This window comes from Stutzerimonas stutzeri, assembly GCF_013522825.1.
GTDB lineage: Bacteria > Pseudomonadota > Gammaproteobacteria > Pseudomonadales > Pseudomonadaceae > Stutzerimonas > Stutzerimonas stutzeri_AK.
In genome coordinates this window covers 38,880-59,360 of the sequence record NZ_JAAMQZ010000022.1, presented here as the reverse complement: position 1 = coordinate 59,360, position 20,481 = coordinate 38,880, and the positions used below count along the sequence as shown (strand labels likewise).

The 20,481-nt window shown below is 63.1% G+C and carries 17 protein-coding genes; 6 read left to right on the top strand and 11 right to left on the bottom strand.

The genetic code is table 11. The annotated features are described in order from the left end of the window. Nucleotides 1–28 precede the first annotated feature (28 nt). From G7020_RS14690 to trmL, 5 genes are all read right to left on the bottom strand, one after another. Nucleotides 29–403 carry a gamma-butyrobetaine hydroxylase-like domain-containing protein gene (locus G7020_RS14690; protein ID WP_181075840.1) on the bottom strand — a complete coding sequence of 125 codons (375 nt, stop codon included), beginning with the start codon at nt 401–403 and terminating at the stop codon, nt 29–31. A gap of 190 nt (nt 404–593) precedes the next feature. Continuing rightward, the gene (gene hslU / locus G7020_RS14685; RefSeq protein WP_181085701.1) at nt 594–1,934 is read right to left on the bottom strand and encodes an ATP-dependent protease ATPase subunit HslU; all 1,341 of its coding nucleotides are present in this window, start codon (nt 1,932–1,934) and stop codon (nt 594–596) included. Between the two features lie 25 nt (nt 1,935–1,959). Further along, entirely contained in the window at nt 1,960–2,496 is a 537-nt protein-coding gene (gene hslV, locus G7020_RS14680; protein ID WP_181085700.1) for an ATP-dependent protease subunit HslV, read from the bottom strand. Between the two features lie 186 nt (nt 2,497–2,682). Then, entirely contained in the window at nt 2,683–4,992 is a 2,310-nt protein-coding gene (locus G7020_RS14675) for an FdhF/YdeP family oxidoreductase (RefSeq protein WP_181085699.1), read from the bottom strand. A 91-nt stretch (nt 4,993–5,083) separates the two neighbouring features. Then, complete coding sequence (gene trmL, locus G7020_RS14670) at nt 5,084–5,545, bottom strand: tRNA (uridine(34)/cytosine(34)/5-carboxymethylaminomethyluridine(34)-2'-O)-methyltransferase TrmL (protein ID WP_181085697.1); 462 nt, start codon at nt 5,543–5,545, stop codon at nt 5,084–5,086. On the opposite strand from trmL, the gene G7020_RS14665 reads away from it, so the two are divergent. After that, nucleotides 5,544–6,014, top strand: coding sequence for a hypothetical protein (locus G7020_RS14665; RefSeq protein WP_258189357.1), 471 nt, complete (start codon nt 5,544–5,546; stop codon nt 6,012–6,014). The two genes, trmL and G7020_RS14665, sit on opposite strands and share 2 nt — an antisense overlap. A 161-nt stretch (nt 6,015–6,175) precedes the next feature. Here G7020_RS14665 and ntrC read toward each other — a convergent pair whose 3' ends face one another. The 5 genes from ntrC to glnA form a co-directional block, all read right to left on the bottom strand. Next, nucleotides 6,176–7,603: a nitrogen regulation protein NR(I) gene (ntrC, locus tag G7020_RS14660; RefSeq protein WP_181085695.1), complete on the bottom strand. Its 1,428-nt coding sequence runs from the start codon at nt 7,601–7,603 to the stop codon at nt 6,176–6,178. A gap of 2 nt (nt 7,604–7,605) precedes the next feature. Continuing rightward, nucleotides 7,606–8,682: a nitrogen regulation protein NR(II) gene (gene glnL, locus G7020_RS14655; protein WP_181085693.1), complete on the bottom strand. Its 1,077-nt coding sequence runs from the start codon at nt 8,680–8,682 to the stop codon at nt 7,606–7,608. Between the two features lie 158 nt (nt 8,683–8,840). Further along, on the bottom strand, nt 8,841–9,476 hold the full coding sequence (locus G7020_RS14650) for a DUF4124 domain-containing protein (RefSeq protein WP_181085692.1): 636 nt from the start codon (nt 9,474–9,476) through the stop codon (nt 8,841–8,843). Then, complete coding sequence (locus tag G7020_RS14645) at nt 9,473–9,997, bottom strand: DUF4124 domain-containing protein (RefSeq protein WP_181085690.1); 525 nt, start codon at nt 9,995–9,997, stop codon at nt 9,473–9,475. The genes G7020_RS14650 and G7020_RS14645 overlap by 4 nt, the downstream gene beginning before the upstream one ends. Nucleotides 9,998–10,250: 253 nt before the next feature. Next, nucleotides 10,251–11,657 carry a glutamate--ammonia ligase gene (glnA, locus tag G7020_RS14640; RefSeq protein WP_181085688.1) on the bottom strand — a complete coding sequence of 469 codons (1,407 nt, stop codon included), beginning with the start codon at nt 11,655–11,657 and terminating at the stop codon, nt 10,251–10,253. 363 nt (nt 11,658–12,020) lie between these two features. Here glnA and thiI point away from each other — a divergent pair, with 363 nt between their 5' ends. From thiI to G7020_RS14625, 3 genes are all read left to right on the top strand, one after another. Beyond that, nucleotides 12,021–13,505 (top strand): tRNA uracil 4-sulfurtransferase ThiI, encoded by a 1,485-nt coding sequence (gene thiI, locus G7020_RS14635; protein ID WP_181085687.1) that lies wholly within the window; start codon nt 12,021–12,023, stop codon nt 13,503–13,505. 124 nt (nt 13,506–13,629) lie between these two features. After that, complete coding sequence (typA, locus tag G7020_RS14630) at nt 13,630–15,441, top strand: translational GTPase TypA (protein WP_181085685.1); 1,812 nt, start codon at nt 13,630–13,632, stop codon at nt 15,439–15,441. Between the two features lie 223 nt (nt 15,442–15,664). Next, a complete protein-coding gene (locus tag G7020_RS14625) occupies nt 15,665–16,801 on the top strand; it encodes a DUF5610 domain-containing protein (RefSeq protein WP_181085683.1) in 1,137 nt (378 codons plus the stop codon). 180 nt (nt 16,802–16,981) lie between these two features. Here G7020_RS14625 and G7020_RS14620 read toward each other — a convergent pair whose 3' ends face one another. Then, nucleotides 16,982–18,778: a methyl-accepting chemotaxis protein gene (locus tag G7020_RS14620; RefSeq protein WP_181085681.1), complete on the bottom strand. Its 1,797-nt coding sequence runs from the start codon at nt 18,776–18,778 to the stop codon at nt 16,982–16,984. A gap of 325 nt (nt 18,779–19,103) precedes the next feature. Here G7020_RS14620 and G7020_RS14615 point away from each other — a divergent pair, with 325 nt between their 5' ends. Beyond that, nucleotides 19,104–19,562 carry a DUF1456 family protein gene (locus tag G7020_RS14615; RefSeq protein WP_181085679.1) on the top strand — a complete coding sequence of 153 codons (459 nt, stop codon included), beginning with the start codon at nt 19,104–19,106 and terminating at the stop codon, nt 19,560–19,562. A gap of 223 nt (nt 19,563–19,785) precedes the next feature. Beyond that, a complete protein-coding gene (locus G7020_RS14610; RefSeq protein WP_181085677.1) occupies nt 19,786–20,460 on the top strand; it encodes a DUF1028 domain-containing protein in 675 nt (224 codons plus the stop codon). The last annotated feature ends 21 nt before the right edge of the window (nt 20,461–20,481 follow it).

Here is a 20,481-nt window from a genome sequence, read left to right as displayed (position 1 = left end):
GCTGCCATGCGACGCAGCCGAGCCACCCTCAAAGCATCAGCTTGACCGCCGAGATATCCGGGTCGCGGGATTTGCCAGCGTCGGCCAGGGCCTGGAGATAGTCGTCCCAGAGTGACTGCTGGTTGCGCGACAGATGGTCGAGGTATTCCCAGCTGTAGAGGCCGCTGTCATGGCCGTCGCTGAAGGTCAGTTTCAGCGCGTACTGCCCGGCGGGCTCCACGCCTTCCAGCGCGACGTTGATCTTGCCGGTCTGCAGCACCGGGTTGCCGTGGCCCTGGACCTCGGCGGAGGGCGAATGCACCCGGAGGAACTCGGCCGGCAGGCTGTAGCGCTCGTTGGGGCCGTATTCCAGTTCCAGGGTTTTCGAGGCCTTGCGGAGTTTTATCTGAGTGGGGATGCGCATGAGAAAAACCGAAAAGAGGCTGGGAGGCTGAACGACGGACGCTTTTTCGTCCAGCCGTAGCCTGGATTAGCCGTAGGCGTAATCCGGGGGCGAAGCGTCATCCGACGTGCAAGCCAGCAACATGTTACCCGCTGGAGCCTTCGTTCGGCGGATCGGTGAAGCATTGATCCGCCCTACGCCTGGCCCGTGCTTAAAGGATGTAACGCGAAAGATCCTCGTCTGCCGCCAGCTCGCCCAGGTGCTCGTTGACGTAGGCGGTGTCGATGCGGATCGGCTCGCCGTTCTGCTGGCCGGCCAGGTCGCCGGCGCTGAAGGAGACTTCCTCCAGCAGGCGTTCGAGCAGGGTGTGCAGGCGGCGTGCACCGATGTTCTCGGTCTTCTCGTTGACCTGCCAGGCGATCTCGGCCAGGCGCTTGATGCCGTCGGCGGCGAATTCGATATGCAGCCCTTCGGTCTTCAGCAGCTCGCGGTACTGTTCGGTGAGCGAGGCGTGCGGTTCGCTGAGGATGCGCTCGAAGTCTTCCGGCGACAACGCCTTGAGCTCCACGCGAATCGGCAGGCGGCCCTGCAATTCAGGCACCAGATCGCTCGGCTTGGACAGGTGGAAGGCGCCGCTGGCGATGAACAGGATATGGTCGGTCTTGACCATGCCCAGCTTGGTGTTGACCGTGCTGCCCTCGATCAGCGGCAAAAGGTCGCGCTGCACACCCTCGCGGGACACGTCGGCGCCGCCGGTGTTGCCGCGCTTGGCGACCTTGTCGATCTCGTCGATGAAGACGATGCCGTTCTGTTCCACCGCTTCCAGCGCGCGGGCCTTGAGTTCTTCCTCGTTGACCAGGCGTGCGGCTTCCTCGTCGCGCACCAGCTTGAAGGCTTCCTTGATCTTCAACTTGCGGCTCTTCTTCTTGCCCTTGCCCATGTTGGCGAAGAGGTTCTGCAACTGGCTGGTCATCTCTTCCATGCCGGGTGGGGCCATGATCTCGACGCCAGCGGGGCTTTCGGCGACCTCGATGTCGATTTCCTTGTCGTCCAGCTGGCCTTCGCGCAGGCGCTTGCGGAACAGCTGGCGGGTGTTGGAATCGCTGCTCGGCGCAGGGTCTTCGTTGAAACCAGGGCGTGCCGGCGGCAGCAGGGCGTCGAGGATGCGCTCTTCGGCGGCATCTTCGGCGCGGTGCTGCATCTTCTGCACTTCCTGCTCGCGCAGCATCTTCAGCGCGGCGTCGGCCAGGTCGCGGATGATGGACTCGACATCGCGACCGACATAGCCGACTTCGGTGAACTTGGTCGCTTCCACCTTGATGAAGGGCGCGTTGGCCAGCTTGGCCAGGCGGCGGGCGATTTCGGTCTTGCCGACGCCGGTGGGGCCGATCATCAGGATGTTCTTCGGGGTGACTTCCTGGCGCAGCTCGGCGGGCAATTGCATGCGCCGCCAGCGGTTGCGCAGGGCGATGGCCACGGCGCGCTTGGCGTCGTCCTGGCCGATGATGTGGCGGTTGAGTTCGTGGACGATCTCGCGGGGCGTCATGGACATGTTCGTACTCCGGAATCGGACGCGCTCAGACGGCGCTATCCAATTCCTCAATAGTCAGGTTCTGATTGGTGAAGACGCAGATGCTGCCGGCGATGTTCAGCGCGGTCTCGGCGATGTCCTGGGCGGACATCTCGTCGCCGCCCTTGCGCAGCAGCGCCATGGCCGCGGCCTGGGCGAAGCCGCCGCCGGAGCCCATGGCGATCAGGTCGTCCTCGGGCTGCACCACGTCGCCGTTCCCGGTGATGATCAGCGAGGCGTCCTTGTTGGCCACGGCGAGCATGGCTTCCAGGCGGCTCAGGGAACGGTCGGTGCGCCAGTCCTTGGCCAGCTCGACGGCGGCACGCACCAGATGGCCCTGGTGTTTCTCCAACTGGCCCTCGAAGCGCTCGAAGAGGGTGAAGGCGTCGGCGGTGGCGCCGGCGAAACCGGCCAGCACCTGGCCATGGTAGAGCCGGCGAACTTTCTTGGCGTTGCCTTTCATGACGGTATTGCCCAGGGAAACCTGGCCGTCGCCGCCCATGACGACTTTGCCGTTGCGGCGCACTGAAACGATGGTGGTCAAGGGATAATCTCCACACGGCGGGGCATCGATGCCCGAATGCGGTTGATATGGGGGAGGGCAAGGCGCTTTTCAACCGGTCAGGTCACGCACGATCTGGCAGGGCCGAACTTGTTCGGTCTTTGCCTCACCTGTGGCCGAATGAATTCGGCCCTACAGGACGGGGTGCGACGAAGGTCGCGTTCGGTTTCAGACCGCGGCGATGACCTTGCGCAGGCGCACCGGAATCGATTTCGCCGCCGGCACCTTGCTGCGCTTGGCGTGGTGCCAGACCGGCAGCAGCACGTTGCACTCGGGGTAGTAGCCGGCGCAGCAGCCTTCGGGGATGTTGTAGGGCGTCACGCGCAGCGGGCCGACCGAGCGATGCACGCCATCGTCCACCTCGGTCAGCGCCTCGATCTGGTCGCCTTCGGCCAGGCCCAGGCGGACGATGTCGTTGCGGTTCATCATGATCACCGCGCGGGTGCCGTGGATGCCGCGGAAGCGGTCGTTGTAGCCGTAGACGGTGGTGTTGAACTGGTCATTGCTGCGCAGCGTCATCAGTTGCAGCACGTCGTGCCACTCGTGACCACCCTCCTCGGTGTCGGGGTTCGCCGCCAGCTGCGGCGGGTTGATGAAGTTGGCCTTGCCGGTGTCGGTGTCCCACTGACGCTGGCTGGCGCCCAGCGGTCGATGAAAACCGCCCGGCTCCATCATGCGTACGTTGAAGTCATGAAATATGTCGGGATAGCTCTCGGCGATGGCCTCGCGGATCAGGTCGTAGTTGCCGACCCAGGCGTCCCAGTCCAGGTTCGGGTTGGGCTCCAGGGCTGCCTTGGCCAGCCGCGCGACGATGGCCGGCTCCGATAGCAGCAGATCGCCGGCAGGTTCGGCCACGCCACGCCAGGCACGGATGCAGGCGGTGCTGTCTTCGGTGGTGTTGCGTTGCTCGCCCGTGGCCTGGCGGTCGATCTCGGTGCGGCCCAGGCACGGCAGGATATAGGCCACCTCGCCGGTAATCAGATGGCTGCGGTTGAGCTTGGTGGAGACTTGCACCGACAGGCGCAGCTTGCGCCAGGCCGGTTCGATCTGCGAAGTATCGGGCACCGCGCGGACGAAGTTGCCGCCCATGGCGATGAAGCCGCGGATGCTGCCGTCGATGATGCCTTCGCAGGCTTCGACCGTGTTCACACCATCCTCGCTCGGTGGCTCGAAACCGAACTGTCGGCGCAGGTTGTCGACCGGCACCTGCGCGGCCTTCTCGGTAATGCCAACGGTGCGCTGGCCCTGCACATTGGAATGACCGCGTACCGGAAGGATGCCGGCGCCTTCCTTGCCCATATTGCCGCGCAGCAGCAGGAGGTTGACCAGCATCTGCACCGCCTCCACGCCATGCCGATGCTGGGTGATGCCCATGCCGTAGGCGACGATCACCCGCTGGCAATTGGCGTAAGCCGTGGCGGCGGCTTCCATCGCCGTGCGGCTGAGGCCCGCGCGGCGTTCCAGCACCGGCCAGGCATAGCCGCGCACGTGCTGCTCGAAGGCCTCGAAGCCGTGGGTGTGCTGTTCGATAAAGTCGACGTCGAGCACCCGTGGTTTACCCGCTGCCTGCGCCTCGTCGTCCATGGCGAACAGCGCCTTGCAGACGCCGGTGATGGCGGCGATGTCTCCGCCAATGGTCAGCTGGTGGTACTGGGTGCTGATCACCGTGCTGTCCGGCGTAAGCATTTCCCTGGGCGATTGCGGATCGACGAAGCGCTCCAGCCCGCGCTCGCGGATCGGGTTGAAGGTGACGATCTCGGCGCCGCGCTCGCGGGCCTCCTGCAGTTCATGCAGCATGCGCGGGCTGCTGGTGCCGGTGTTCTGGCCGAAGAAGAACAGCCCGTCGGTCTTCTCCATGTCATTCAGGGTGACGGTCGCCACGGGTACGCCGATGCTCTCCGGCAGCGCCACCGAAGTGCTTTCGTGGCACATGTTGGAGCTGTCCGGCAGGTTGTTGGTGCCGTACATCCGCGCCAGTACGCCATACATGTAGGCCGTTTCCAGCGAGGCGCGACCGGACATGTAGAAGACCACCTGGTTGGGGTCGGCTATGGCTTTCAGTTCCTGTCCGATCTCGGCGAAGGCCTGGTCCCAACTGACCGGCTGGTACTGGTCGCTGGCGGCGTCGTAGCGCATGGGGTGGGTTAGGCGGCCCTGGTTTTCCAGGTCGAAGTCGGTCCAGTTCAGCAGCTCGCTGACGGTATGCGCGGCGAAGAATTCCGGGCCGCAGCGACGGCTGGTGTTTTCCCAGGCGGTGGCCTTGGCGCCGTTCTCGCAGAACGACAGGGGGCGTGACGGGTGCGGCTTGGCCCAGGCGCAGCTGACGCAGGCGAAGCCGTCTATGGGCTTGTTCTGCTTGAGCAGCAGCGCGGCGCCGGCCAGCGGAATCTTCTCGCGGATGAGGATATTGGCGACCGAATAGGCCGAGCCCCAGCCACCGGAGGGTGCGCGATAAGGCTTGAAGGTGGGCTGGCTCACGTCGTTCTCCTTGGTCTTCGCCGGGAGGTTCAAATTACGACGCGGTGCGCTGCGGAACGTTCAGCCTTGAAATGTGTGCGGTTTTTTCGGATCACGCCATGGCGAAGTCGAGCTGCCGCCAGGCTTCATAGACGGCCACCGCCACCGTGTTGGAGAGGTTCAGACTGCGGCAGTCGGGGCGCATCGGCAGGCGCAGGCGGCGCTCGTTCGGCAGGGCATCGCGAATCTCGGCGGGCAGGCCGCGGCTTTCCGGGCCGAACAGGAAGGCATCGCCGCGCTGGTAGGCGACCTCATGGAAAGGCTGCGAGCCTTTGGTGGTGAAGCCGAACAGGCGCGGATGGCCAAGGCTGGCCAGGCAGGTTTCCAGATCGGGATGGCGCTTGAGCGGCGCGTATTCGTGATAATCCAGGCCGGCGCGGCGCAGGCGCTTGTCGTCCAGCTCGAAGCCCAGCGGTTCGATCAGGTGCAGGCTGCAGCCGGCATTGGCGCAGAGCCTGATAATGTTGCCGGTATTGGGCGGGATTTCCGGCTGGAAAAGGATCACGTGGAACATGGCTGGCACCGAATCGGAAAACGGCGAGCATTCTACTGCGGCAGGCGATCCTGCGGCAGGCGGCCCTGCGGCGCACGACCCGCTACCGCGTCTGCGCCGGCGCTTTTTTGCGTCGCTAGTGCTGATCGGCCTGCTGGTGGGGATGATGATCGGTCGGCTGACGACACCGGAACCGGCACGGCTGATCGACGTGCAAGCCTCCGATGCAGGCCTGCGGCTGCGTTTCAATGTGCCGACGGTTTATCGCGAGGAAGCCATCGAGGGCGCCTACGCCCTGCTGTTGCAGGCCCAGGGCCGCGAGCGTGCCGGGCAACTGACGCTCAATGGCCAGAGCATTCGCTGGCGCGTGCAGCACGCCGAGCACGGCCTGACGCTGCATCTGGTCGCGCTGCGGCCATTGAAGGTGCAGGCGAGCGAACAGGAAGAGGGTGGTGATTGGCTTTTGGATTTGAAGCCGCAAGCGGATTGAATAGGGCCTGTAGGGCCGAATTCATTCGGCCAGGGATTCACACAAGGCCGAACAAGTTCGGCCCTACGGTGCAAGAAGCCGAGTCGGGAACCCAGGGAGCGTGGTGCACAGCCAAGGATCGCAGGTCACCGTCCTCCACAATGTTTTTCAAGCTTCCACCCTCACTCCTCGTCTTCATCCTCGCCGCCATCACCCATGCCCAGCTCCTTGATCTTGCGGGTCAGGGTGTTGCGGCCCCAGCCCAGCAGCAGGGCGGCGTCGCGGCGGCGACCGGCGGTGTGCTTGAGGGCGGTTTCGATCATGATCCGCTCGAAGGCCGGCACCGCTTCGTCGAGCAGGCCGGACTGACCGCGTGCCAGCGCGTGATCGGCCCAGTGGCGCAGCGCCTGTTCCCAGTTCTGTACCGGCGTGGCGTCGGCGGGCTGGTTGAGCAGCTCCGGCGGCAGGTCGTCGATATGTACTTCGCGCCCCGAAGCCATGACCGTGATCCAGCGGCAGGTGTTTTCCAGCTGGCGCACGTTGCCGGGCCACGCCAGGTTCTGCAGGCACTGCGCGGTGTCGGGGCGCAGCAGCTTGGTCTCCACCGCCAGCTCCTGCGCGGCGCTGGCGAGAAAGTGCTCGGCCAGTGCCGGAATGTCCTCGCGGCGATCGGCCAGGCGCGGGATATGGATGCGGATGACGTTCAGGCGGTGGAACAGGTCTTCGCGAAACTTGCCGGCCTGCACCAGACTTTCCAGATCCTGGTGGGTGGCGGCGATGATGCGCACGTCTACCCGCACCGGCGTATGCCCGCCGACCCGGTAGAATTCGCCGTCGGCCAGCACCCGTAGCAGCCGCGTTTGCGTATCGGCGGGCATGTCGCCGATTTCGTCGAGGAACAGGGTGCCGCCATCGGCCTGCTCGAAGCGCCCGCGGCGCTGGTTGGCTGCGCCGGTGAATGCGCCTTTCTCGTGGCCGAACAGTTCGGACTCCATCAGGTCCTTGGGGATCGCCGCCATGTTCAGCGCGATGAACGGTGAGGCGGCACGCGGGCTGTGGCGGTGCAGGGCGTGGGCGACCAGTTCCTTGCCGGTGCCGGACTCGCCATTGATCAGCACGGTGATGTTGGAATGGCTGAGGCGACCGATGGCGCGGAATACCTCCTGCATGGCCGGCGCTTCGCCGATGATTTCCGGCGTGTGATGGCGGTTGGCTGGCTCCTGCAGGTCCTGTTGTTCGCGAGTGTGCAGATGGGCACGCTTGACCAGCGATACCGCATCATCGACATCGAACGGCTTGGGCAGATATTCGAAGGCGCCACCCTGATAGGAGGCGACCGCGCTGTCGAGGTCCGAGTGCGCGGTCATGATGATCACCGGCAGGCGCGGGTGCTGCGCGCGGATCTGCGCCAGCATCTCCAGGCCGCTGGCGCCGGGCATGCGGATGTCGGAAATGATCACGTCCGGCTGCTGCCGGGCGAGGCGGGCGAGGACGCCGTCGGCGCTGTCGAAACTCCGTGTGGTCATGCCTTCCTGTTGCAGGGCTTTTTCCAGCACCCAGCGGATGGAGCGGTCGTCATCGACGATCCAGACGGTTTCGCTTTGGCTCATGCTCAGCAGGCTCCTTGTTCCAGCGGCAGGAAGAGAGAGAACGCGGTGTGGCCGGGATGGCTCTCGCATTCGATCAGGCCCTGATGCTGGCTGACGATGTTCTGGGTGATGGCCAGGCCCAGGCCGGTACCGTCCGGGCGACCGCTGACCATGGGGTAGAACAGGGTGTTCTGCAGTTCGGCGGGGATGCCCGGACCGTTGTCGATGATCTCGATGCGCGCCACCAGCCGATGACGCACATGGCCGATGGTGAACTGGCGCAGGGTGCGGGTGCGCAGGGTCAGACGACCGAGGCCCAGCTCGCTCTGACCGGCGAGCGCCTGCATGGCGTTGCGCATGATGTTGAGCACGGCCTGGATCATCTGTTCGCGGTCCATGAGCACTTCGGGGATGCTTGGGTCGTAGTCGCGCATCAGCGTGAGGCTGCCCTGGCATTCCGCTTCGATCAGGCTGGCCACATGCTCCAGCACCTCATGAATATTGGTCATCGACAGCGACGGCAGCTTGTTCGAGCCAAGCATGCGGTCCACGAGGTTTCGCAGCCGGTCGGCTTCCTCGATGATCACTGCGGTGTAATCGGTGAGGTATTCGTCGGGCAGCTCGCGGGCCAGCAGCTGCGCTGCGCCGCGAATGCCGCCGAGCGGGTTCTTGATCTCATGGGCCAGGCCGCGCACCAGCATGCGTGTGGTTTCGTGGGTGGATAGCTGCGCCTCCTCCTTGCTGATGCGCAGCAGCCGGTCGCGCGGCAGCACTTCCAGCAGCAGCCTGGTCTGCTGGCGGCTGAGGATGGGCGTGACTGCATAATCGACCGTCAGCGACTGGCCGCTGGCAGAGGTCAGCGTCGCTTCGCGCTTGGTGAAGGGGTGCGCCTCTGCCACCGCCTGGCGCAAGGCGACCAGCGCTTCCGGTGATTCGGTGAAGAGTTCGCTGATGAACTGCCCATGGCTGCGCTGACCGCTGACGGCGAGCAGCATTTCAGCGGCCGGATTCATGTACTCCACGTGCAGGCGTGAATCCAGCAGCAGGGTTGCGGTGGTCAGGTTCTCGATCAGCAGGCGCTGCAGGGCTTCATTGATCATGGCTGTCTGCATCCGGTATGAAGTGCGGAAAATGCAAGAAGCAAACCAGGTTTTCATTTCTTCGGCGAGAAGCGCCATGCACCAGAGCGGCGCGTTCGGGAGGGAAATGAAACGGGGCGAGCGGATACGTCCATGCACCATTCAGGTGCATAGAATGCTCACAGAAAGGGCACGAAAGGAATATTTTTCTTTTCGGGCGGCTTGTCCTTCAGCGGGCATTCCGGGCGCACGCCGTAATCGACCTTCTGGCAGGGTTTGACCATGCGTCGCTGCGCAAGCGAGGTGCGCAGCATGTGGAAGGTCCGGGGCGGGCTGTGTAGCAGCGTCTTTCCATGATCATCGATGATTTCCACGACCAGTTGGTGGCTGCCGCGGTCGATGCTTTCCAGCCCAAGGGTCGCGCCACCGCTGACGGCGGCGGTCGGGTTGCCATCGAGCAGCAGCCGGTACTGATGGCCGGGTTGCAGGGCTGGCTCGCTGATCACACTGACGACCAGCGAGCCGGCATTGTCGCGGAGAGTGGCGTCCGGCGCCGGTTGCAGGATTTCCAGCCGCTGGTAGACGGCTGCGAATTCGCTGTGGGCTTTTTTCCTGACCGGCGCGGGTGTTGCGACCGGCTGCACCGACATGCTGTTGGTGGGCCTGGATCTGACCGCTTCGACAGCCTGCCCGCCGGGGCGATCGGTGAAGACGCGGTTGCCCTGCTCGTCAACATAGGAATAGATCTGGCCAGCCGCTGGCAGTGCAAGCGCCAGCAGCAGGCCGAGCGTTGCGGGCCGGGTATACCGCCTCATCGACGGGCCGGGCTGGAGGTATGAACGCGCTGTACCGTGAAGGTCTCTGCGGTGCGTTGCAGTACCTGCTCGCCGGCGAGCACTTCGATTTCCAGCCGGTGGGTGCCGCGATCGATGTTGTTCAGCTGCAGCGAAGTGGCCCGGCTGGCCGGTGCCTGCGGTACGCCATCGAGCAGGAAGCGCAGCTGATGGCCCTGTTGCAGCGCCGGATCGAGGTGTGCGGTGACGGTGAAGGTGCCGTTGTTGGCGCGCAGTGCTTCGTCATCCGGGATGCCGCCAATCGCCAGGCTTCGGTAGGGTTGCCGCTGTTCGTTCTGTCGCTCGTCGGCCAGGGGCGGCGGTGGTTCGGGGGTCTTGATATGCACGGTATTGGCCGGGGGCAACTTCACCTCGTCCGCTGCAATGCCGTCCGGCGGCTGGTTGGTAAAGACGGTGTTGCCCTTGTCGTCGGTGTATTTGTAGATCTGCGCCAGGGCCGGGACGCTCAGAATCAGAAGCAGGCTGAACAATGCAGTGCGCATGGGAAGCTCCGCGTGGTTTGAAGGCTGAAGCCTTGCACCGCTTGGGCCGACAGGCAAGTTCGAACGGTGTGAATTGTGGCGCTGTCGATGTGCGGCGCTGCGTGGAGGCGGGCCGGCTTCAGCTGCGAATGAGCCGTGGGGAGCAGGGGCGTCAATGTTCACGAACCGGTAGGAGCGGGCCATGCCCGCGAACAATCCTGCGCCATCAACGACAAGGCCTCCCGAAGGAGGCCTTGTGATGTATAGCTGCTGTTTAGACGCTGTAGTACAGGTCGTATTCCAGCGGATGCACGAAGGTGCGCACCTTGATCTCTTCTTCGCCCTTGAGCTCCAGGTAGGCGTCGATGAAGTCATCGCTGAACACGCCGCCTTTGGTCAGGAAGGCGCGACCCTTGTCGAGTTCCTCCAGCGCTTCCTTTAGGCTGCCGCACACCTGCGGGATCAGCTTGCCTTCTTCCGGCGGCAGGTCGTAGAGGTTCTTGTCGGCGGCATCGCCGGGGTGGATCTTGTTCTGGATGCCGTCCAGGCCAGCCATCAGCAGTGCGGCGAAGCACAGGTAAGGGTTGGCAGCCGGGTCCGGGAAACGTGCTTCGATACGGCGAGCCTTGGGGCTGGACACGTACGGAATGCGGATCGAGGCGGAGCGGTTGCGCGCCGAGTAGGCCAGCATCACCGGGGCTTCGAAGCCCGGAACCAGGCGCTTGTACGAGTTGGTCGACGGGTTGGTGAAGCCGTTCAGCGCCTTGCCGTGCTTGATGATGCCGCCGATGAAGTACAGCGCGGTCTCGGACAGGCCGGCATAGCCTTCGCCGGAGAAGGTGTTCTTGCCATCCTTGGAGATGGACATGTGCACGTGCATGCCCGAGCCGTTGTCGCCGTAGAGTGGCTTGGGCATGAAGGTGGCGGTCTTGCCGTAGGCGTCGGCGACGTTGTGCACGCAGTACTTGAGGGTCTGGACTTCGTCGGCCTTCTTCACCAGGGTGTTGAACTTGACGCCGATTTCGTTCTGGCCGGCAGTCGCCACTTCGTGGTGATGCACTTCGACGACCAGGCCCATCTCTTCCATGGCGTTGCACATGGCGGTACGAATTTCATGGTCGTGATCGCACGGCGGAACCGGGAAGTAGCCGCCCTTGACGGCGGGGCGATGGCCCTTGTTGCCGCCTTCGACGTCCTGGTCGGTCATCCAGGAGCCCTGCTCGGAATAGATCTTGAACATCGAGCCGGAAATGTCCGACTTGAATTTCACCTGATCGAAGATGAAGAACTCCGGCTCCGGGCCGACGAACACGGTGTCGCCGATGCCGGTGGTCTTGAGGAATTCCTCGGCGCGCTTGGCGATGGAGCGCGGGTCGCGGTCGTAGCCCTGCATGGTGCTCGGCTCGACGATGTCGCAGACCAGAATCAGTGTCGGCTCTTCGGTGAACGGATCGAGCACGGCGGTTTCGTCGACGGGCATCAGGATCATGTCGGAGGCTTCGATGCCTTTCCAGCCATGCACGGACGAGCCATCGAACATCTTGCCGTGCTCGAAGAAATCCTCGTCCTCGGCGTCGCGAGCCGGAATGGTCAAGTGGTGTTGCTTGCCCTTGGTGTCGGTGAAGCGCAGATCAATCCACTTCACATCGTAATCTTTGATCAGTTGAAGCGACTTCGACATGGTGTTCTCCAGATAGTGGAAGCGCTGACAGGGATGCTTCCGAAGCAGGGTGAAGCCGGGCGGCGATGTTCCGCCAAAGGCGACCTGCCTCACAAGAGAGCAAATTGCGTGCCATTGCTCTTTTATGGACAAGAAGTGCCTGAGTCGGGGCGCTTTTCCGGGGCGTGAATTCCAGCCCGACCGTCATCGCCTGTTTGGCGCACCATAATAGTGCGCGGCTTGGTTTTTCGAGCGATTTGGGAGCAAAAAACGCCGGCAGGCAGTTTTTCAACTGCTTGGCAGAAAACTGCCTGAAAGTTGATCAGATTCCGATATACTCCGCCCCCCTCTTTTTATGCCATGCAGGCGCGTGCGCTCTTTTTCATGAAGCTGATCGTCAAGGTTTTCCCCGAAATCACCATCAAGAGCCCACCGGTGCGCAAGGGCTTCATTCGCCAGTTGGCGAAGAACATCCGCACCGTGTTGCGCGAGCTCGATCCCGACCTGCGGGTGGAAGGGGTGTGGGACAACATCGAGGTGGAAACCGCGCTCAGCGATGCGAAAGTGCTGCGCGAGATGATCGAACGCCTGCGCTGCACGCCGGGCATCGGCCATTGCCTGGAAGTTCATGAATACCCGCTGGGCGATCTGGATGACGTCTTCGAGAAGTGCCACGCGCACTTCGCCGACCGTCTGCCGGGCAAGATCTTCGCGGTGCGCTGCAAGCGTGCCGGCAAGCATCCGTTCAGCTCGATGGATGTCGAGCGCCACGTCGGCAGCCGTCTGCGCGAAGAATGCGGCGCGGCGGGGATTTCCCTGAAGGCGCCCGAGATCGAAGTGCGCATGGAAATTCGCGATCAGCGCCTGTTCGTCGTGCATGCCCAGCACGACGGCATCGGCGGCTATCCGCTGGGCGCGCTGGAGCAGACCCTGGTCTTGATGTCCGGCGGTTTCGATTCCACCGTGGCCGCCTACCAGATGATGCGCCGCGGGCTGATGACGCATTTCTGCTTCTTCAACCTCGGTGGTCGTGCCCACGAGCTGGGCGTGATGGAAGTCGCCCACTATCTATGGAAGAAATACGGCAGTTCGCACCGCGTGCTGTTCATCAGCGTGCCGTTCGAGGAAGTGGTCGGCGAGATTCTCGAAAAGGTCGACAACAGCCAGATGGGCGTGGTGCTCAAGCGCATGATGCTGCGCGCCTCGACGCAGATCGCCGAGCGTCTGCATATCGATGCCCTGGTCACCGGCGAGGCGATTTCGCAGGTTTCCAGCCAGACGCTGCCCAACCTCGCAGTGATCGATTCGGCCACCGACATGCTGGTGCTGCGCCCGCTGATCGCCGCCCACAAGCAGGACATCATCAACACCGCGTTCGAGATCGGCACCGCCGAGTTCGCCAAGAACATGCCCGAGTATTGCGGCGTAATCTCCAAGAACCCGACCACCAGGGCCAAGCGCTACCGTATCGAACACGAAGAAAAACAGTTCGACATGACGGTGCTCGAGCGCGCCCTGGAAAATGCCCGCCAGGTGGCCATCGACCAGGTGATCGACGAGCTGGGCGAGGATATCCAGGTCGAGCACGTGTCGGAGCCGACAGCCAATCAGGTCATTCTCGACATTCGTCATCCTGACGAGGCCGAGGACGAACCTCTGCAACTGGCCGGCATCGAAGTGCAGACACTGCCGTTCTACGCCGTCAACAATCGCTTCAAGGAACTGGATGAGAACCGCCAGTACCTGCTGTATTGCGACAAAGGTGTCATGAGCCGCCTGCATGCTCATCATCTGCTCTGCGAGGGGCATCAGAATGTGCGGGTCTATCGGCCCGCGCGCGGGACGCTGGAAGCTGGAAGCCGGACGTAATGAGCGACTGGTCCAACAACCGCGTGGTCATCCGACGCAAGCAGCCTCCCGACCGGGATGTGCGTCCTTTCCTATTCGCTTTCGGCTTTCAAGGCTTCCAGTCTCTTACTCAGGTAAACAAACAGTGATCGAGAATCTCCGCAATATCGCCATCATCGCCCACGTCGACCACGGCAAGACCACCCTCGTCGACAAACTCCTGCGCCTGTCCGGCACCCTGGACCGCAAGGAGCTGGAAAACGAGCGCGTGATGGACAGCAACGACCAGGAGAAGGAGCGTGGCATCACCATCCTGGCCAAGAACACCGCGCTGAAGTGGAAAGACTACGACATCAACATCGTCGACACCCCCGGCCACGCCGACTTCGGCGGTGAAGTCGAGCGCGTCATGAGCATGGTCGATTGCGTACTGCTGGTAGTCGATTCCATCGACGGCCCGATGCCGCAGACCCGCTTCGTGACCCAGAAGGCCTTCCAGGCCGGTCTGAACCCCATCGTCGTGGTCAACAAGATCGACCGTCCCGGCGCGCGTCCGGACTGGGTCGTCGACCAGATCTTCGACCTGTTCGACAACCTCGGCGCCACCGAACAGCAGCTGGACTTCCCGATCGTCTACGCCAGCGCCCTGAACGGCCTTTCCGGTCTCGATCATGAGAACCTGGCCGACAACATGGACGCCCTGTTCCAGGCCATCGTCGATCACGTCCCGGCTCCGAACGTCGATCCCGAAGGTCCGTTCCAGATGCAGATCTCCCAGCTGGACTACAACAGCTTCCTCGGCGTGATCGGCGTGGGCCGTATCGCTCGCGGCAAGGTTAAGACCAACACCCCGGTGATCGCCATCGGCGCCGACGGCAAGAAGCGCCAGGGCCGCATCCTCAAGATCATGGGCCACTCCGGCCTGCAGCGTGTCGAAGTCGCCGAAGCCCAGGCCGGCGATATCGTCTGCGTCAGCGGCATGGACGAGCTGTTCATCTCCGACACCCTCTGCGACATGAACAACGTCGAGGCGCTGCCGCCGCTGACCGTCGACGAGCCGACCGTATCCATGACCTTCCAGGTCAACGATTCGCCGTTCTGCGGCAAGGAAGGCAAGTTCGTCACCAGCCGCAACATCAAGGAGCGTCTGGAGAAGGAGCTGCTGCACAACGTCGCCCTGCGCGTCGAGGAAGGCGACTCGGCGGACAAGTTCAAGGTCTCCGGCCGTGGCGAGCTGCACCTGTCGGTACTGATCGAAACCATGCGCCGTGAAGGCTTCGAGCTGGCCGTGGGCCGTCCGGAAGTGGTGATCAAGGAAGTCGACGGCGAGAAGCAGGAGCCCTACGAAAACGTCATCATCGACATCGAAGAGCAGCATCAGGGCGCGCTGATGGAACAGATGGGCCTGCGCAAGGGCGATCTGACCAACATGGCGCCGGACGGCAAGGGCCGCATCCGTCTGGAATACACCATTCCGGCGCGTGGCCTGATCGGCTTCCGCAACAACTTCCTGACCATGACCTCGGGCACCGGCATCCTCACCTCTACCTTCAGCCACTACGGGCCGATCAAGGGCGGTGAAGTCACCAACCGGCAGAACGGCGTACTGGTCTCCATGGCCACCGGCAAGGCGCTGACCTACTCGCTGGAAACCCTGCAGAGCCGTGGCAAGCTGTTCCTCGAACCCGGCCAGGAAATCTACGAAGGCCAGCTGGCCGGCATCCACAGCCGCGATAACGACCTGGTGATCAACCCCACCAAGGGCAAGAAACTCGACAACATGCGCGCCTCCGGCAAGGATGAAGTCATCGCCCTGGTGCCGCCGATTAAGTTCACCCTTGAACAGGCTCTGGAGTTCATCGACGACGACGAACTGGTCGAAGTGACGCCCAAGTCGATCCGCCTACGCAAGAAGATTCTCGACGAGAACCAGCGCAAGCGCGCCGCCAAGAACTGAGTTCAGCGGTAGCTGAAAGCCCCCGTCAGCGTGAGCTGGCGGGGGCTTTTTCGTTCAGGTGATGCGGGTGTCCCGCATTCGTCAGTCTTGCATCCCGCTATCTGCTGCCTTGTCTTACCGGGGCTTGGGTTGGGACAGGCAAGGGGCCGTCAATCGATAAGGCTAAAGTGTGCCCCGTCGTTGCCGCTAACCTCAGCAGATAACCTGCCTGGGTCCCTTAGCCATGAATCCTCTGGCCTCGCTCAACTCTTCCACTTCCCGTGCCGCGCAAGCCGGCCAGCCCGCCACAGCGCGTAACGATGTCGCCGATGCCCAGGCCACTCTGGCCAATCGGCTCACTGAAAAGCTGGGGCTGCAGCCGGGGGCGCTCAACGGCAAGCGCGATGATTTCACGCCCGAGAAGGTCGCTGAGCGAGTGCTGGGTTTCATCGAGCAACGCCTGCAGCAAGAAGCGGCTGCCGGTGCCGATCCGGCCAGGCTGAACAAGCTGCTTGGCCAGGCCCGCGATGGCGTGGAGAAGGGCTTCGCCGAGGCCCGCAAGATTCTCGATGGCATGGGGGTGCTGGGTGGCCAGGTCGCCAGCGATATCGATGACACCTACGCGCGCATTCAGGATGGCCTGAGTGGCCTCGACAAGCGTTTCGGCAGCGCGCCGGCAATGGCGGACAAGGTTGCGTTGAGCGGCTATAGCGAGCGCTTCAGCGCCCTGGCGGAAACCTTCGAGCTGTCCGTCACCACCCGCGACGGTGACCGTCTGCGCATCTCCGTGGCGCAGGCTTCGGCCAGTTGGACGCAGAAGGGTTTCGCTGTGGCTGGCAATGGCGGCTCTACGGCTGTGGTGGCGAGCAGTCAGTCCGGCAGCCTGCAGATCGGCGGTTGGCAGGTCAGTGTCGAAGGCGAGCTGGACGATGGCGAGATCAAGGCGCTGGAGAAACTCTTCAGCCAGGTACAGGAGCTGTCCGAGAAATTCTATGTGGGCGACCTGGCCGGCGCTTTCGATCGCGCCATGGCGCTGGACATGGACAGTGAGCAACTGGCGTCGATGTCACTGCACCTGACCCAGACCAGCGTGCGCCAGGCCACCGATGCCTACGGCGCCGTGGCCGGGCAGGGCGCCAGTGCGGTCAACACCGACCTGCAGGCGTATGCGCAGGGCCTGCTCGATGCATTGCGCAGTGCCAGCGGCCTGACGCAAGACGCCGGTGGCCTGCTCAAGGACCTGCTCAAGGGTGGCTTCTCGCTCAACGAGCGATTCGACCTTCCCCGCCTGGAAAAGGCCGAAAGCCTCAACCGCAGCCTGCTCGATGGCCTGCAGGCGCTGCTTGATGGTCAGGCCGGAAAGGGCGCCGCCGCGAGCTGATCATGCTCGATGGCAAGCCGCGCCGCTGGATGCCCTGAGCGACTCCCTGCGGTGCTGATAAACGGCGAGCAGGTCGTGTGCTTCGATGAGAGTCTGATGGCCGTGCCGACAGGAATGTTTTGGGGGCGCTGACATTCATGCCGGCCATACAGAGATGCCGGCAGGATACGGCACGGTTTTTCAGTCATTGAGCAATGCATCGATCGCGCAGCCGACGCGGGTGTTGCCCCAGTGGCGTCCATCGATGTAGATGGGCATGGCCAGGTCGCAGAGCAGTTCGCCGGTGTCGCGGATATAGGTGCGTACCAGCAGGGCCGTGGTGTTCTTCGCGGCGCGCAGTTCGCCGGGGTTTTCGAATTTGCGGTTGCAGCGGTTGCCAACCAAGTCGGTGGCCTGGTCGCCGGTCAGGGGTTTGGAGAATTTCAGGTTGTGCGCCGACAGGTAGCCATCGACGTTGACCCCGACCGCATAGTTGCAGCCGGGTGTGGCGGCCAGGCCGGCTTCCAGGTGTTTCTGGCAGCGCTGGGTGAAGGCTTCGCTCCAGGCCAGCTTGTACTTGGGCGGTACGCTGTTGCCGAGCGGCTGGTAGTTGTGGTCGAAGACGTCGATGCCTTCGCGGCTCATCGCGATCAGCTCCGCCTGCAGGGCATCGCGCAGTTCGCGGGTCCTGGCCACGACCAGATCGAATACGCCGATGCCGATCTTGAAGCGCGAGACCAGTTCCTGAACGGCTTCGGTGTCCTGAGCCAGCTCCCCGGTGCGTGTCTCGGAGTCGCTCATGTGGCTGGCCACGTCCGCTGAAAGCTGGTGGATGTGGGTGACGTTCTCGTGCACCTGAACGTTGGAGGCGGAAAGCTCTTCCATGGAGCTGGCGATATGCAGCAGCTGCACGCCGGTCTGTTCGAAGTCTGCGACCATCTCTTCGAACTGCTGCGCCGAGCGGCTGACTACGTCACGGGTCTGTTGCACATCGGCGTTGATTTCGTCGTTCGCTTCGCGGGTGTGGCTGACCAGTTTCAGCATGGTGTCGATGTTGCCGGAGATTTCCACCGAGGCCTTGTTGACACGTTCGGCCAGGGTGCGGACTTCATCGGCGACCACGGCGAAGCCGCGCCCGGCCTCTCCGGCGCGGGCGGCTTCGATGGCGGCGTTGAGCGCCAGCAGGTTGGTCCGGTCGGCCACGTCGCGGATCAGCGCGGCGATCTGGTTGATGCTGGCCGAGCGCTGGGACAGGTCCTCGACGGTCTGGTTGAAGGTCTGCACCTTGTCGCCAACCTGGTTGATCTTGCGGGAAATGTCCTGCATCTCGCCCAGCGAAACCCGCGCGTTTTCGAGGTTGGCGTTGGTCGAGTCGGAGATGATCTGGGTGCTGCGCGACACTTCGCTGATCGCTGCGGTGGCCTCGGTACTGGCGGTGAATACGGTTTCGGTCATGCTCACCTGCTCGCGGGCGCTTTGGCCGGTGTCGGCGATGCGGGTCTTGACCAGCAGGGCCTCGCGGGCGATGGGGATGGTCATCTTGCGGATTTCGCTGATGACCTGGCGCATCTGCGCGGCGAAGCGGTTGTAGCTTTCGGCCAGTTCACGGAATTCATCGTGGGAGCGAGGTTGAAGGTTCTGGGAGAAGTCGCCACCGTCGTCGCCGATTTCGTTGAAGGCCGCGATCATCGAGCGGACCGGCGTGAGGATCAGGTGGCGCAGGTAGAGCGTCTGCCCGACGAGCCATACCAGCCCCAGCACGCTCAGGATGATGACCGCCGTGAGGCCGCCATCCAGCGAGGCGTTGATGCGCGCCGCCAGTTCAGCGGAGACATCATCGCTGGCCAGCGCAGCGGCGATGTAGTGCTTCTGCTCAAGGTAGATGTACAGGTAGCCAAGGTTGATCGCGTAGAGCAGGAAAAAGCTCGCGAGCTTCTTGCTCAGAGAATTCCAGAAGGTCTTCTCGCTCCACTCGTACAACTCCTTCAGGATGCCCATCGATATTTCCTCGTCATGTTCTTGTTATGCGTTTGCAGAAGCGCTGAGTGCACGGCGGATTCGGCATGCAGCATAGGGGCGTGCAGATGTTTTCCGATGTCTTCGATCAATATCGGCACCCCGGGCGCAAATATGAATATTTTGACGCCAATGATCTGCACCTTTACACGGGGATGGCCGCTATATACTTGCCCAACTGGCTTCCGGTTGCCGCTGAGAGGCTGTCGAAAAACCACCTGTCAGCCACTGTGGCGGACGCAACGAATCGAATGGCTGAACCGTTGGCAGCGTTCCTGCCTGGTTCAATCGCCCGGAAGGAATATTCATGCTCAACAACGATGTCCTGCGCAGCCTGCGTTATACCCTGAACGCAAGCGACGCGAAAATGGCCGAGATCGCCCAGCTCACAGGCTGCGAAATTCCCGAAGCTGAAATGCTGGCCTACCTGAAGAAGGAGGACGAGATCGGTTACAAGCCCTGCGGCGACCGTATCATGGCGTACTTCCTCGATGGGCTGGTGATCTACAAGCGCGGCAGGGACGAAAGCCGGCCTGCACCGCCGATAGAGCTGCCCATTACCAACAATCTGATCCTGAAGAAGCTGCGCGTGGCCTTCGAGTTGAAGGAAGAGGATATGCACGAGATTCTCAAGGCCGCCGATTTCCCGATATCCAAGCCGGAACTCAGCGCGCTGTTCCGCAAGGCCGGGCATAGCAACTACCGCGCATGCGGCGATCAGTTGCTGCGCAACTTCCTCAAGGGCCTGACGCTGCGCTGCAGATAATCGGCCAGTGCCGGTGCCGAAGCCTTTATGGCGTCGGCGCATCACCCTGGCATTCATCGCCAGCATGGCCCCTGTACCGAGCACTCCAGCCCTGGCCGCATGTTGCGCAAGCAGCGTTTAGCGGCGCCTGGGTGAGCGGGATCGAGTGTGAATGCAATAGGCGCGCGGAACGATCCAGCCACGGCTGCAGCCCAACGGGTGAAAGCATTGGACAGGGTGCCGCATGACGTTCTCGATAGTTGCCAGATGTCCACGGACCGGCCAGTTCGGTATCGCCGCCGCCACCGCCATGCCCGCGGTGGGTAAATTGCTGGCCCATGCCGCGGCGGGTGTCGGTGCCGTGGCAACCCAGGCGCGGATCAATCCCTATCTGGGTATCGACGGGCTGGATTTTCTGCGGAAGGGCCTTTCAGCGGCTGAGGTGATCGAGCATCTCAAGAGTACCGACCCCTGTCTGTCACAACGGCAGGTAGCCGTGATCGACAGCCGGGGACGGACCGATTGCTGGACCGGGGCTCAATGCCTGCCCTGGTCTGGCGCCGTCGGCGGCGATGGTTTTTCCGCACAGGGCAATCGGCTGGTCGGAAGGCAGGTGCTCGAGGTGGTGGCCGATACGCTCGACCGCACCCGTTCCCTGCCACTGGTGGAGCGTTTGCTGGAGGCGCTTTCCGCGGGTGATGACTGCGGTGGCGACCGCCATGGTGAGTCCTCGGCAACCATCTATGTGGTCGATCGCGAAGCGTATCCGCTCTGGGATATTCGCGTTGACCATCACCCGGACCCGGTGGCCGAGCTACGCCGGCTGCATGGGGTGTTCGAGCGCGAAGTATTGCCCGAAATGCTGCGCATGCCGACTCGCGACAACCCCGCCGGAGCCGCTGGAGAGGATTCGGTCTGATCCGTGTTCCCCCGCATGCAG